This is a genomic window from Streptomyces sp. T39, assembly GCF_008042045.1.
In the GTDB taxonomy this organism is placed as follows: domain Bacteria; phylum Actinomycetota; class Actinomycetes; order Streptomycetales; family Streptomycetaceae; genus Streptomyces.
On sequence record NZ_RDBP01000037.1, the window covers coordinates 377,329 to 390,663 of the forward strand.

Sequence of the window (13,335 nt, forward strand, 5' to 3'; positions counted from 1 at the left end):
CGCCCTGTGTCTGCCCCCGCCCTGGCCTGCCCGCGCCTGGACGCCCGGGCGGCGCACCGGGCTGTTCCCCGACGGGGTACGCCCTCGCCGGCGCGAGGGGAACGGGCACCCCTCACGGACGGCCGCCGACGAGGGTCACCGCCTGCGCGCCCGCCCGGCAGCCCGCCTCCGCGGCCGCGGAGGCGTCCGCGCCGCAGAGGCGGGCCGCGAGGAACGCGCCGGTGAACGCGTCACCGGCCCCCGTCGAGTCCACCGGCTCGGCCGGGGGCGACGGGACCCGCGCCGTGACCCGCCCCGACTCCGCGACCACGGCGCCGTCCGCGCCGAGGGTGACCACGGTGAGCGGCGCCAGCCGGCTGAGCTCGGCCGCCGCCTCCGCGGGATCCTCGATACCGGTGAGCAGCCGCGCCTCGTCCGCGTTCGGGAGGAGGATGTCGACGCCGTCGAGGGCGGACAGCGTCTTGTCGACGCCTTCGGCCGCGATGAACCCGGCGGACGCGGGGTCCACACTCACCGGGACGCCCCGCGCCCGCGCCGCGTCCATCGCCAGCCGGGCGACCTCCCTGCTGGAGGGGGCGAAGAACAGATAACCGGACAGATGGAGATGGCCCACCCCGTCGAGGAGTTCTGGCGACCAGTCGTCCGCGTCCAGTCGCAGCACCGCTCCGCTGTCCGTGAGGAACGTCCGCTCGGCCGAGGCGTCGACGAGCGCGATGACCGTGGCGGTCCGCAGGTCGGTGTCGGTCACCAGCTGCGGACGCACGCCCGCCGTCCGCAGCCGCTCCGCGTGCCAGGCCACGTCGTCCTCGCCCACGCGGGCGAGGATCCGGACGTCGCCGCAGCCCCGGTCGGCGGCCCAGCAGCAGACGTTGGCCCCCGCCCCGCCCGGCACGATCCGGATGTCGGCGGCGGTGTCGGTCCCCCGCGCGAGGGGGGCCGAGTGACGGGCCACCACGTCCGTGACGACGTCGCCGACGACGAGCAGGCCGGCCGGTTCCTGCCCGTGCCTCTCGTGCGGCCACGGGACCCGGTGCGCCTTGCGCGTCCAGGACGTCATGCGCCCTCCGCCGTGTAGGCCGCCGCCACCCGGGCCGCCAGCGCGACGTTGCCGCGCACCGCCGCCAGGTTGGCCTCCAGCGAGGCGCCCTCGGTGTAGCGGGTGAGTCGTTCGAGGAGGAAGGGGGTGACGGCCTGGCCGGTGACGCCCTCGCGTTCCGCCTCGTCCAGGGCGCGGGCCAGCACCCGGTCGTGCAGCCCCGGGTCCAATTGGTGCGCCTCGGACACGGGGTTGGCCACCACCAGTGACGTGCACGGCGGGCCGAGCAGGTCCTGCGCGCGCATCACGGCGGCCACCTCCTCGGGCGTGTCCACCCGCCAGTCCACCGGCTCGCCCGACGAGGACAGGTAGAAGCCCGGGAAGTGGCCGGTCCGGTAACCGATCACCCCCACGCCGAGCGTCTCCAGACGCTGGAGCGTGGCCGGCACGTCGAGGATCGACTTGACGCCCGCGCAGACCACGGCGACACCGCAGCGCGCGAGCAGGCGCAGATCGGCGGACTCGTCCTGGGTCTGGGTCCAGCCCCGGTGGACACCCCCGAGGCCGCCGGTGGCGAAGACCCTGATGCCGGCCCTCTCCGCGGCCAGCGCGGTTCCGGACACGGTGGTCGCGCCACTGGCCCCCGACGCGAGTGCGGGCGCGAGATCGCGGTGCCCCAGTTTCCGGACGGCGGGGTCGCCGGCGATCCGTTCCAGCCCTTCCTTGTCGAGGCCCACGCACAGCCGGCCGTCGAGGACGGCGACGGTGGCGGGCACGGCTCCCTGCTCCCGTACCAGGTCCTCCAGTTCGCGGGCGACGGCGAGATTGCGCGGGCGCGGCAGCCCGTGCGCGATGATCGTCGACTCCAGGGCCACCACCGGGGCACCGGAGGCGAGGGCGCTGCGTACCTCTGCGGACACTTCCACGGCACTGTTCGGCATGCCCTCATCCCTGGCGCGGCGACGGGTGCCGCAAACACCGGTTGCTCGGGCCACCGCGAGGCCGCAAGCACCGGCGTGCTCGGGCCGCCCCGGGGCCGCGGACACCGACGTGCTCCGGCCGCCCTGCCGTCCGAGGGGGCGGCCGCCCCGCCGTGTGCGGGCAGCCGCCTCGACACCTCGTCCCACGACCGGCAGCCGCCTTGCCGTCCGCGGGGCGTGGCCCGGATCAGGTGCGGCTCGTCGCGCGCCGGACGGTCAGGGCCGCCATCGGCAGCAGCAGCGCGGCACCGAGCGCGTTCAGCCAGGGGTATCCGGCCTGCGCCATCACGAGCCCCGCCGCCGCGCCGCCGATCCCCGCCGCCGTGTTCATGGTGAGGTCCGACAGCCCCTGGACCGCCGCGCGTGCAGGCTGGGGAACGGAGTCCGTGAGCAGCGCCGAACCGGCGACCAGCCCGGCCGACCAGCCGAGGCCCAGCAGGAACAGCCCGATCGCCGTCCGCGCGTGGCTCGCCCCCGCCGTCCCGGCCAGCAGCGCCGCCACGGCGAGCAGGCCCGCGGCCAGCCCGATGACCGACAGGCGCCCGAGCCGGTCCGCGAGCCGGCCCATCAGCGGGGCAAAGGCGTACATGCCCGCGATGTGGCCGCTGATCACCAGGCCGATCAGCTGGATCCCGGCGCCGTGATGGCCGAGGGCGACGGGGGTCATCGACATGATCGAGACCATCGCCGTGTGCGAGACGGCGACCGTCACCAGCGCAAGCCGGGCCATGGGGGAGCTGCGCACCGCGCGGACCGCCGCACGCAGCGAACGGCCCTCGGGGGAGCGGTCCTCCGGGGAGAGCGCGCGGGCGGTCAGCAGCGGATCCGGCCGCAGCAGTACGAGGACCAGGACGGCGGCGGCCAGGAAGACACCCGCCGCCCACAGGAACGGCCCGGCCGCCGCCGGGATGCCCAGCCCCGACACGCTGTGCCCGGCGGGTGAGGCGATGTTCGGGCCGAGAACCGCGCCGACGGTGGTGGCCCAGACGACCAGGGAGATCGCCCGTGCCCGGTGCTCCGGTTCCGCCAGGTCCGCCGCCGCGAACCGGGCCTGCAGGTTGGCGGAGGACGCGGCCCCGAAACCCGCCATGCCGAGGAGCAGCAGCGGGAAGCTGCCGGCCACGGCGGCGACCACGACCACCCCGGCACCGAGGGCCCCGACGGTGTAGGCGAGCACCAGCCCGGGGCGACGCCCCCTGGCGGTTATCAGGGCGGCCAGCGGCACCGACAGCAGCGCGGTGCCGGCGACGCTCGCGGTCGGCGCGAGGCCCGCCAGTGCCTCCGTGCCGCCGATCTCCTGGGCGAGCACGGTGGCGAGCGCGACACCGGTGGCGACACCGAGGCCGCCGAGGATCTGACTGGCGATCAGCACCGCGTTCACCCGGCGGCGGAGTGCGGGGAGCGCGGCGGTCCCCGTCAGGGGCGCGCCGGGCGCGGTGTCACGTATGCCGGAAGTGTCCGGCGTGTCGGGCGTGCCGGGCTGGAGGTTCGTCACCGGGGCAGTGTGGCAGCCCGCCGCGAGAGCGCGTCCACGGCGCCGGGTGCCGTCCGTGCCGGCGCCCGGGCTCACGGGCCCGCTCGGGGCCTCGTCATCAGAACAGCGGCTCCGGCAGGACGCCCTCCAGGGCGAGCAGCCGGCGCTTGGTCTCCAGGCCGCCGCCGAAACCGCCGAGCCCGCCGTCCGTCTCCACCACCCGGTGGCACGGCACCACCACGGGGATCGGGTTGGACCCCATCGCCGCGCCGACGGCCTGTGCGGCGCGCGGCTGGCCCAGCCGGGCCGCCAGGTCCCCGTACCCGACGACCGTGCCGTACGGCACGCCGGCCAGCAGCTCCCGCAGGACGTCGCGGTTGAACCCGCCGCTGAGCGACCAGTCGAGCGGGAGGTCGAACTCCCTGAGCCCGCCCCCGAAGTACGCGCGGAGCTGGCGGATCGGCTCGGCGAGGCGGCCCTCCGTGTCCGCGACGGGCTCCGCGCCGAGCCGCTCCGCCAGCCGCGCCAGCGTGCGGTCGCGGACGGCCGGCCGGGCGTGGAAGGCCACCGTCACCAGGCCGCGCCCGCTGGCGGCGAGCAGCAGCGGACCGATGTCCGTGCCGACGACGCCCCACTCGAAGGTCTCCATGCGCCCACGGTAGGGCCCACCACCGACAACCGGTCCGCCGCAGCCCTGCTCCCGGCCGCTGCCGTAGCCCTGCCCGCTGCCGTCACCCGTAGCCCTGCCCTGCCCGCTGCCGTCACCCGCAGCSCTMCCCCGYCCGGGCCCCGCCCGCCCGTCAGCCGACGGCGTCCCGCACGACGTCCGGGTTGTTGGTGATGATCCCGTCGACGCCGAAGGCTGCCACCCGGGCCGCGCCGGCCGCGTCGTTCACCGTCCAGGTGCTGACGCGCAGCCGCTTGCCGTGGGCTCCCTTGAGCGCGTGCACGGCCGCGACGTACTCCGCGGTGAGCGAGGTGTGCGTCGGGTTGATCTGGTCGGTGAAGGCCGCGTACGCGGGGAGGTCGGCCACGGCCGGCGTGCCGAGGAAGCCGGTGGTGACGTCCGGCCGCTGCTCGTGGACGGCCTTCACGCTGTCGGCCCCGAAGCTCTGCACGACCAGACGGCTGCGGACGTGCCGGCGGTCCAGCCAGCCCTCCTCGCCCAGGACCCGCAGGGTGTCCCGCTCGATGTCCGGGTAGAGCTCCGGCTTCTTGATCTCCAGCAGCAGCTTCTGGCCGTTGGCGTCGACCCGCCGCAGGTACTCCTGGAGCGTCGGCACCCGCGCTCCCGCCCAGCGCTCGCCGAACCAGCCGCCGGCGTCGAGCGTGGCGATCTCCGCCGCGGTGAAGTCCTTGACCTTCCAGGGCGCCCGGTCGGGGAAGCGCTGCTCCACGTCGGTGGTGCGGGCCAGGGAGTCGTCGTGGACGACCACGAGCTCGCCGTCCCGGGTGCGCTGCACGTCGTTCTCCACCCAGGCGAAGCCCAGCGCGTCGGCGGCGTCGACGGCCGCGAGGGTGTTCTCGGGCGCGTAGGCGGAGGCGCCGCGGTGCGCGATCACCAGCGGTGCGTCCCGGTGTCCCGGGACCGTGTGCGGGCCGGCCCACGCCGGGCCGGGCACGAGCAGCGCGGTGACTCCGACGGCGGTGGCGGCCAGGGCGGCGGCGGGGCGCGGGCGAAGGTGCACAGAAACTCCTCATGTCGTGGCGGTGGTGCACGGACGGGCCGACGGTCGCAGCGCCCGGAGAACGCGGGACAGGAGAAATATGACCACAACGTGAACACGGGCGCCCGCAGCCGGTCACCAGGGGTTCCCTGTGTCGACAAATGCCTCCCCCGCCGTTTGCATCGGCTGCCGCGGGCCGTACGCTCGCCCGGAAACGGACGTTCCATCAGACGGCGCGGAATGGCGTGAACCGATCGGTGCCCCGGCCCCCGAGGAGCCGGCCCGGGGCCGGGGGCCCGAGGGCGGCGGGACCGGCCGGACCAGGGGACGCCGGGACTCACACGGGGCGGAAGGGACGCGATGCAGGGCACGGTGGACGGATTCGGCTACGGCCTCGTCACGCCCGTGGCGGCCTATCTCATGGCGTGTCTCGGAGGCGCTCTCGGCCTGCGCTGCACCACCAGATCCGTCCGCAACGCAGGCCGCTACCGCCCCGTCTGGCTCGCCCTCGGCAGCGCCGCCATCGGCTCCGGGATCTGGACCATGCACTTCATCGCGATGATGGGGTTCACCGTCGCCGAGGCGCCGATCGGCTACGACCGGGCCGTGACGTTCGCCTCGCTCGCGGTGGCCGTCGTCATGGTGGGCGTGGGGATCTTCATCGTCGGCTACCGGGGGGCCACCGTGATGGCCCTGGTCACGGGCGGCACGCTCACCGGCCTCGGCATCGCGTCCATGCACTACCTGGGAATGGCCGGAATGCGGCTGCGGGGAACGATCGAGTACGACACCCTCACGGTCGCCCTCTCCGTCCTCATCGCGGTCGTCGCGGCGACCGCGGCCCTGTGGGCGGCCGTCTCCGTCCACCGGTTCTCGGCGAGCCTCCTGGCGAGCCTGGTCATGGGGATCGCGGTGAGCGGCATGCACTACGTCGGCATGGCCGCCGTGAGCGTCCATCTGCACCCGGCGACCGGGGCGCCGGCGCCGGGGGAGTCGCCGGCCACCCTGCTCGCGCCCGTGCTGATCGGCCCGCTGGTCTTCCTGCTGCTGGCGGCCGCCGTGGTGATGTTCGACCCGCTGCTGGTGCTCGGCGACCCGGAGCGGGACGGCGCCGGTGAACGCCGCCTCCCCGGCATCCCGGCACAGCGGGCGACCGAGCGGCCACGCCGGGCCGCGGCCTGGGCGGCGGAATCCGGGCGGCGCGGCGACCTCGCGGAGCGCGACGGCCGCTGAGCCGTCCCGGCCGGCCCGCGCCCCCGGGCCGGGGCCGCCGGTGGGGGCACGCCGCCGACCAGCGGTTTTACGGGCCCCGGCGGTCGTTCCGTCCCGGTTGTCGGTGGCGGGTCGTACGGTGGGATCCATGCGGCCCGTTTCCAAGATCGAACGTTCGGTGGCGCCCTTCGAGGTCGTCAGCCCCTACCAGCCCAGCGGCGACCAGCCGACGGCCATCGCCGACCTGGAGCGGCGCGTGCGCGCGGGCGAGAAGGACGTCGTCCTCCTCGGCGCCACGGGCACGGGAAAGTCCGCGACCACCGCGTGGATGATCGAGAAGCTCCAGCGCCCGACCCTGGTGATGGCGCCCAACAAGACCCTCGCCGCCCAGCTCGCCAACGAGTTCCGCGAGCTCCTCCCGAACAACGCGGTGGAGTACTTCGTCTCGTACTACGACTACTACCAGCCCGAGGCGTACGTCCCGCAGTCGGACACCTACATCGAGAAGGACTCCTCGATCAACGAGGAGGTCGAGCGCCTGCGCCACTCGGCGACGAACTCGCTGCTCACCCGGCGCGACGTCGTCGTGGTCGCCTCCGTCTCCTGCATCTACGGCCTCGGCACCCCGCAGGAGTACGTGGACCGCATGGTGCAGCTCAAGGTCGGCGACGAGATCGACCGCGACCAGCTGCTCCGCCGCTTCGTCGACATCCAGTACACCCGCAACGACATGGCCTTCCAGCGGGGCACCTTCCGGGTCCGCGGCGACACGATCGAGATCTTCCCGGTCTACGAGGAGCTCGCCGTCCGGATCGAGATGTTCGGCGACGAGATCGAGGCGCTGTCGACCCTCCACCCCCTGACGGGCGAGATCCTCAGCGAGGACACCTCGCTCTACGTCTTCCCCGCCAGCCACTACGTCGCCGGCCCCGAGCGCATGGAGCGCGCGGTGAACGACATCGAGACCGAGCTGGAGCAGCGGCTCGCCGAGCTGGACAAGCAGGGCAAGCTGCTGGAGTCCCAGCGGCTGCGCATGCGCACCACGTACGACATCGAGATGATGCGCCAGATCGGCTCCTGCTCCGGCATCGAGAACTACTCGATGCACTTCGACGGCCGTGAACCCGGCTCCCCGCCGAACACCCTCCTCGACTACTTCCCCGAGGACTTCCTGCTCGTCATCGACGAGTCGCACGTCACCGTGCCCCAGATCGGCGCGATGTACGAGGGCGACGCCTCCCGCAAGCGGACGCTGGTCGACCACGGCTTCCGGCTGCCCTCCGCGCTCGACAACCGGCCGCTGAAGTGGGAGGAGTTCCAGAAGAGGGTCGGCCAGACCGTCTATCTGTCCGCGACCCCCGGCACCTACGAGCTGTCGCGCGGCGACGGCTTCGTGGAGCAGATCATCCGGCCCACCGGCCTGGTCGACCCCGAGGTCGTGGTCAAGCCGACCGAGGGCCAGATCGACGACCTGGTGCACGAGATCCGGCTGCGCACCGAGCGCGACGAGCGGGTCCTCGTCACCACCCTCACCAAGAAGATGGCCGAGGACCTCACCGACTACTTCCTCGAACTCGGCATCCAGGTCCGCTACCTCCACAGCGACGTCGACACCCTGCGCAGGATCGAGCTCCTGCGCGAGCTGCGGGCCGGCGAGTACGACGTCCTCGTGGGCATCAACCTCCTCCGGGAGGGGCTCGACCTGCCGGAGGTGTCCCTGGTGGCCATCCTCGACGCCGACAAGGAGGGCTTCCTGCGGTCGGGCACCTCGCTCATCCAGACCATCGGCCGCGCGGCGCGCAACGTCTCCGGCCAGGTCCACATGTACGCGGACAAGGTCACCCCGGCGATGGAGAAGGCGATCGAGGAGACGAACCGCCGCCGCGAGAAGCAGATCGCGTACAACACGGAGAAGGGCATCGACCCGCAGCCGCTCCGCAAGAAGATCAACGACATCGTCGCGACCATCGCGCGCGAGGAGATCGACACCGAGGAGCTGCTCGGCACCGGCTATCGCCAGGCGAAGGCGGACAAACCCGGCAAGGGTGCCAGGACGCCCGTGCCCTCGCTCGGCGGAGCGGGCGGAGGGGGGAAGAAGGACGGCACCCTCACCGACCGCCCCGCCACCGAACTGGCGGGCATCATCGAGGAGATGACCGACCGTATGCGGGCGGCCGCCGCGGAGCTCCAGTTCGAGGTCGCCGCGCGACTGCGCGACGAGGTGGGGGAGTTGAAGAAGGAGCTGCGTCAGATGAGGGAGGCGGGGCTCGCGTGAGGCGCGCCGGGCGCCTGTGTTGCAAGACCGACACAAAATCGGGCACCCGGTGCTGCGGGGCGGCAATCACTGCGTAGGGTGCAGGTCAACCGCTCGTGAGAGCGGTGGCGATTCCGAAGAAGGGGACAGCGCGTGACGGTCAACATGACCAAGGGGCAGGCCATCAGCCTGCAGAAGAGCGACGGGGGCACCCTCACGGCTGTGCGGATGGGGCTCGGCTGGCAGGCCGCTCCTCGCCGCGGTCTGTTCGGCTCCCGGACCCGCGAGATCGACCTGGACGCGTCGGCCGTCCTGTTCGCCGACAAGCAGCCGGTGGACGTGGTCTTCTTCCGCCACCTCGTCAGCGACGACGGTTCGGTCAAGCACACCGGTGACAACCTCGTGGGCGGCGCCGGTTCGGGCGGCGACGACGAGGCGATCCTCGTGGACCTCCAGCGGGTCCCGGTCCACATCGACCAGATCGTCTTCACGGTGAACTCCTTCACCGGCCAGACGTTCCAGGAGGTGCAGAACGCCTTCTGCCGCATCGTCGACGAGACCAACGGCCAGGAGCTGGCCCGCTACACGCTCGACGGCGGCGGCCAGTACACGGCGCAGATCATGGCCAAGGTGCACCGCGCGGGCGCCGGCTGGCAGATGACGGCCCTGGGCAACCCGGCCAACGGCCGCACCTTCCAGGACCTGATGCCGGCGATCCTGCCGCACCTGTAGGACCCGCCCGCGGGCGCGCGGACCGGCATCGGCCGGCCCGCCCGCCCGGCGGACCCGCAGCTCCCGGAGGCACAGCCACCGGGAGCTGCACCACTTGGGGGCGCATCCGCTGCCGCCACGTCACCAGCCACACCACCAGCACCGCACTGCACAGGACCGAGGGGAACGAAGAGCGATGACGGCCGAGCTGGTCCGGGGGCAGAACCACCCCCTGCCCCACACCCGACTGGACATACGGGTGTCGGCCGGACACCCGGTCGTGGCCTGTGCCACCTTCGTGGACGACCGCGGCACCGCCCGCGAGGAGTGGGTCGCCCGCCCCGGCGCACCGGTGCTGCCCGGGGTCGAGGTCCCCGCGGGCGCCGAGAGCGCCCCGCGCTTCGTGCTCGACCTGGACGCCGTGCCCGCCGAGGCCCAGCAGATCAACGTGCTGCTCGCGCTGACCGGCGGCGCGGCCCCGGAGCGCTTCGGCGCGACCGCGGCGCCGTTCGTCGCCGTCGTCGCGGAGAGCGGCGAGGAGATCGCCAGCTTCACCGTCACCGGACTCGACAGCGAGACCGCGGTCGTGGTCCTCGAGGTGTACCGGCGGCAGGGCGCCTGGAAGGTCCGCGCCGTCGGCCAGGGCTACGCGGGAGGGCTCGGCGACCTGCTGGCCGACCAGGGTGTCCGGCAGGCCCGGGAGATCGCCGAGGCCGTCCGCGCCGTCGTCGCGCCCGCGGTGCCGCGCACCGAGCCGGCCCGGCTGTCCACCCGCACCGACGGCGGTGCCCCCGCGGCGCCCCGCCCGGACCAGACCCCCGCGCCGGACGCCGGCCTGAGCGGCGGCCGCACCATCCCGGACGGCCCGTCGGCGCCCGCCACCCCGGCCGGGCCCCAGCAGACCCCGGTGCCCGACGGGCCCCAGGTGCCCGCGGGGCCGATCAACTACTCCCACCCGCGCCGCCGTCCGGCCGCGCCGCCCCCGCCGGTGGCGGCGCCCGCCGGCGAGCCGGGCCGCCCCGCGGGCCCCGTCGCCGGTGACGCCACCGGCTGGTCCATGGACGAGCGCCTCTACAACCAGGTCTGGGGGATGTTCGAGGACCTCGCCCGCGCCGTCGCCGCGTACCGCAGCGCGGTGGAGTTCGCCGAGTCCCGGATGGACAAGGAGCTCGACCAGGTCCTGTCCGACCCCCGCAGCCGCATCGGCAGCGGCGGGGACGCCGCCCGCGCCGCCGCACGCGCCAAGTTCGAGCAGCTGCGCGACCAGGCGCGGCAGGCGCTCGACCGCGACCTGGCCCAGCTCACCGCCGAGTCCGAGGTGGTGGAGCCCGCCCTGCCCGCGTCCTACGCGCGCTGGGACAACCCCGTGTGGCACGCCTACCGGGTGCCCATGGAGATCCCCATGGCACTGCGGATCGGCGACATCCACCTGCCCGAGAGCCCCGAGCTGCGGATTCCGCTGCTGGTGCGCCTGCCGCTGGAGCGGGGTCTGTGGGTCGACAGCGGCCGGTCCAGCTCGGACGCCGCACTCGCCATGGACGAGGGCGCGCTGCGCAGGCAGGCCGCCGACACGGCGGTGGCCCTCGCCGCCCGGCTGATCGCGGTCTACCCGCCGGGGGAGTTCACCGTCCATGTGATCGACCCGGCGGGTTCGGCGGCCGTCCCCCTCGCCCCGCTCGTCGAGACGGGTGTGCTGGCCGCGCCCCCGGCCGCCGGTGCCCAGGGGGTGCACACGGTGCTCTCCCGGCTCACCGAGCGCGTCGACCTCATGTCCATGGCCATGCGCGGCGGAGCCGCCGACGCGCTGCCGCCGGACCTGGACCGTGCCGAGCAGCTGCTGATCGTCAACGACTTCCCGCACGGCTTCGACGACCGTGCCGTCACCCAGCTCCGCTACCTGGCCGACGAGGGCCCCGCCGTCGGCGTCCACCTGCTGATGGTCGCGGACCGCGAGGACGCCAGCGCGTACGGACCGGTGCTCGACCCGCTGTGGCGTTCACTCCTGCGGGTCACGCCCGTCCCCGACGACCACCTGGCCGACCCCTGGGTGCGGCACGCCTGGACGTACGAACCGGCGACCGTGCCGCCGGGCAGCGCGATCCTGCGCCAGGTGCTCGAACAAGTGGCCGCGGCGCGGCGCTCCTGGGGGCGCTGACCAGGCCTTTCGGCGAGCGTCGCCCGGTTCGCGGGGCGACGCCTTTGCCCTCGCCTTTACCTTTCCTTGGGCTTCCCTGTACTGTTCCTTGAGCGGAGGGGAGTACTCCCGACTTGCGGCGTGCCCGTCAATACGGACCGAAAGAGAGGTCCCGGGGCGTCGGCCCGTGGTGCGGTGGAAGCCGCCCGGGTGGAGGAGACCTCCGGCAGCGACGACGCTGATCAGTAGCCGTACGACGCCGGAGGCGCAGTGGACGTTTCAATGACCATGTGGGTGCTGACCATTCTCGGTCTCAGTGCCCTGATCGCGGTCGACTTCTTCATCGGGCGCAAGCCCCATGACGTGTCGATCAAGGAAGCCGGAATCTGGACCGTCGTCTGGATCGTCCTTGCCGCGCTCTTCGGCATCGGACTTCTCGTCGCGGGCGAGAGCCAGGCATCGGGCGAGTTCTTCGCGGGCTTCATCACCGAGAAGTCCCTGAGTGTGGACAACCTCTTCGTCTTCGTCCTGATCATGGCGAAGTTCGCGGTGCCGTCCCACCTCCAGCAGCGGGTGCTGCTGATCGGTGTCCTCATCGCCCTCGTCCTGCGTGCGATCTTCATCGCGGCCGGCGCCGCGATCATCGCGAGCTTCTCCTGGGTCTTCTACATCTTCGGCGCGTTCCTGATCTATACGGCCTGGAAGCTCATCCAGGAGGCCCGCGCGGACGACGAGGAGGAGGAGTTCGAGGAGAACAAGCTCCTCAAGTCCGTGGAGAAGAAGTTCGGCGTCGCGGACAAGTACCACGGCACCAAGCTCTTCATCAAGGTCAACGGCAAGCGCGTCATGACCCCGCTGATGGTGGTCATGCTGGCGATCGGCACCACCGACGTGCTCTTCGCGCTCGACTCGATCCCCGCGATCTTCGGCCTCACCCAGGACCCGTACATCGTGTTCACGGCGAACGCCTTCGCCCTGATGGGTCTGCGCCAGCTGTACTTCCTCATCGGCGGACTGCTCAAGAAGCTGGTCCACCTCAGCTACGGCCTCTCGGTGATCCTCGGGTTCATCGGCGTCAAACTGGTGCTGCACGCGCTGCACGAGAGCGGCGTGCACGTGCCCGAGATCTCCATCCCGTTCTCCCTGGCCTTCATCTGCGGTGTGCTGGTCATCACGACCATCACCAGCCTGATCGCCTCCAGGAAGAAGGAGGCGGCCGAGGCCGCCGCCGCCAGCGGCTCGCAGGACGACGCGGGCAAGGACAAGGACAGCGTCGAGGCCTGACCGGGCAGCGGCGGGCAGTGACCGAAGGCCCCGGCCGGGGGAGGACGCGCGAGCGTCGCGCCCCCGGCCGGGGCCTTCGCCGTGCGCCGACCCGTTCCACGGGGGCCCCGCCGCGCCTACCGTGACAGGACCGCATCGCCGGCTCCGCACAGCGGGGCCCCCGCACCGAGGGACGTGACCGTCATCGCCGTACGCCCGCAGCCGCCTGGCACGCCGCCCGCCCTCGTGCTCGACCGGGCGCAGGACCGCCCCGCGGCCGCCGTCCTGGTGCTCCACGGGGGCCGCGCCGACGGACTGGCCCCGCCCTCCGCCCTGAGCCTGGCCGGCGCCCGGATGCGCCCCTTCACGTCCGGGATCGCGCGGGCGACGGCGGGCCACGGGATCGTGGTGGGCCGCGTCCGCTACATCCACCGCGGCTGGAACGGGGAGCGGGCCGACGCTGCCCGGGACGCCGCTCGCGCCCTCGACGAGCTGGCCGCCGCCTGCGGGAGCGTCCCTGTCGTCCTCGTCGGCCACTCGATGGGAGGCAGGGCCGCGCTGAGTGCCGCGGCGCACCCCCAGGTGCGGGGCGTGGTCGCCCTCG

At 73.4% G+C, this 13,335-nt stretch carries 10 protein-coding genes and 1 pseudogene; 6 read left to right on the forward strand and 5 right to left on the reverse strand.

Annotated elements, in window-relative coordinates:
- Positions 1–112: 112 nt before the first annotated feature.
- The 5 genes from EAO77_RS24110 to EAO77_RS24130 all read right to left on the reverse strand — a co-directional run bounded on the left by EAO77_RS24110 (position 113) and on the right by EAO77_RS24130 (position 5,178).
- Positions 113–1,057 carry a carbohydrate kinase family protein gene (locus tag EAO77_RS24110; RefSeq protein WP_147990381.1) on the reverse strand — a complete coding sequence of 315 codons (945 nt, stop codon included), beginning with the start codon at positions 1,055–1,057 and terminating at the stop codon, positions 113–115.
- Positions 1,054–1,977, reverse strand: a complete 924-nt coding sequence (locus tag EAO77_RS24115; protein ID WP_147990382.1) for a pseudouridine-5'-phosphate glycosidase — start codon at positions 1,975–1,977, stop codon at positions 1,054–1,056. Before EAO77_RS24115 ends, EAO77_RS24110 begins: the two co-directional genes overlap by 4 nt.
- A 226-nt stretch (positions 1,978–2,203) precedes the next feature.
- On the reverse strand, positions 2,204–3,463 hold the full coding sequence (locus EAO77_RS24120; protein WP_147990996.1) for an MFS transporter: 1,260 nt from the start codon (positions 3,461–3,463) through the stop codon (positions 2,204–2,206).
- A gap of 145 nt (positions 3,464–3,608) precedes the next feature.
- Entirely contained in the window at positions 3,609–4,139 is a 531-nt protein-coding gene (locus EAO77_RS24125; RefSeq protein WP_147990383.1) for a methylated-DNA--[protein]-cysteine S-methyltransferase, read from the reverse strand.
- A gap of 151 nt (positions 4,140–4,290) precedes the next feature.
- Positions 4,291–5,178 (reverse strand): glycerophosphodiester phosphodiesterase family protein, encoded by an 888-nt coding sequence (locus EAO77_RS24130; protein ID WP_187283388.1) that lies wholly within the window; start codon positions 5,176–5,178, stop codon positions 4,291–4,293.
- A gap of 339 nt (positions 5,179–5,517) precedes the next feature.
- On the opposite strand from EAO77_RS24130, the gene EAO77_RS24135 reads away from it, so the two are divergent.
- The 6 genes and pseudogenes from EAO77_RS24135 to EAO77_RS24160 all read left to right on the forward strand — a co-directional run.
- Positions 5,518–6,390 carry an MHYT domain-containing protein gene (locus tag EAO77_RS24135; protein ID WP_147990384.1) on the forward strand — a complete coding sequence of 291 codons (873 nt, stop codon included), beginning with the start codon at positions 5,518–5,520 and terminating at the stop codon, positions 6,388–6,390.
- 127 nt (positions 6,391–6,517) lie between these two features.
- Positions 6,518–8,644: an excinuclease ABC subunit UvrB gene (gene uvrB, locus EAO77_RS24140; protein ID WP_147990385.1), complete on the forward strand. Its 2,127-nt coding sequence runs from the start codon at positions 6,518–6,520 to the stop codon at positions 8,642–8,644.
- A 132-nt stretch (positions 8,645–8,776) separates the two neighbouring features.
- A complete protein-coding gene (locus tag EAO77_RS24145) occupies positions 8,777–9,355 on the forward strand; it encodes a TerD family protein (protein WP_147990386.1) in 579 nt (192 codons plus the stop codon).
- A gap of 175 nt (positions 9,356–9,530) precedes the next feature.
- The gene (locus EAO77_RS24150) at positions 9,531–11,489 is read left to right on the forward strand and encodes a TerD family protein (protein WP_147990387.1); all 1,959 of its coding nucleotides are present in this window, start codon (positions 9,531–9,533) and stop codon (positions 11,487–11,489) included.
- Between the two features lie 249 nt (positions 11,490–11,738).
- Complete coding sequence (locus EAO77_RS24155; RefSeq protein WP_147990388.1) at positions 11,739–12,752, forward strand: TerC/Alx family metal homeostasis membrane protein; 1,014 nt, start codon at positions 11,739–11,741, stop codon at positions 12,750–12,752.
- Between the two features lie 174 nt (positions 12,753–12,926).
- Positions 12,927–13,335: pseudogene (locus tag EAO77_RS24160) on the forward strand (alpha/beta family hydrolase); the annotation flags it as partial.

Coding starts and splice junctions, on each gene's coding strand:
- EAO77_RS24110 (WP_147990381.1), bottom strand. CDS start 1,057: ATGACGTCCTGGACGCGCAAGGCGCACCGGGTCCCGTGGCCGCACGAG.
- EAO77_RS24115 (WP_147990382.1), bottom strand. CDS start 1,977: ATGCCGAACAGTGCCGTGGAAGTGTCCGCAGAGGTACGCAGCGCCCTC.
- EAO77_RS24125 (WP_147990383.1), bottom strand. CDS start 4,139: ATGGAGACCTTCGAGTGGGGCGTCGTCGGCACGGACATCGGTCCGCTG.
- EAO77_RS24135 (WP_147990384.1), top strand. CDS start 5,518: ATGCAGGGCACGGTGGACGGATTCGGCTACGGCCTCGTCACGCCCGTG.
- uvrB (WP_147990385.1), top strand. CDS start 6,518: ATGCGGCCCGTTTCCAAGATCGAACGTTCGGTGGCGCCCTTCGAGGTC.
- EAO77_RS24150 (WP_147990387.1), top strand. CDS start 9,531: ATGACGGCCGAGCTGGTCCGGGGGCAGAACCACCCCCTGCCCCACACC.